This window comes from Gilvimarinus gilvus (genome assembly GCF_030518155.1).
GTDB lineage: Bacteria > Pseudomonadota > Gammaproteobacteria > Pseudomonadales > Cellvibrionaceae > Gilvimarinus > Gilvimarinus gilvus.
Genome location: NZ_JAULRU010000650.1, coordinates 1 through 344 on the forward strand (window position 1 = coordinate 1; position 344 = coordinate 344).

At 63.1% G+C, this 344-nt stretch carries 1 protein-coding gene; it reads right to left on the reverse strand.

Going from position 1 to position 344, the window contains the following annotated elements:
- Positions 1–74 precede the first annotated feature (74 nt).
- On the reverse strand, positions 75–344 hold a 270-nt coding region (locus tag QWI17_RS16635), incomplete at its 5' end, for an ATP-binding protein (protein WP_302723650.1).

Sequence of the window (344 nt, forward strand, 5' to 3'; positions counted from 1 at the left end):
AAAAAGCAATAGGGCTTTCGTCTGCAAGCCGCAGGCTAGACGCGGCCTTTGCAGTCCCGACAATTGCCGCCCGGTCATTGAACCAGGGGCTGCTTCGCACCCCATCGCGACACAAGGCCGCTCCTACAGGTCGGGAGCCGGATACCGAATGTATTCGCCCCGGATTCACTGCGCACGAACACGTCCCCGCCATGCATCAGCGCAATCGCCTTGACGATGGCCAGGCCCAAGCCATGGTTACCGCCCCCGCTGTTGCTGCGCGCCGCATCCACCCGGTAGAAACGCTCGAACAGCAGCGGCAGGTGTTCGTCGGCAATCGCAGGCCCCGGGTTGCTCACGGCAAT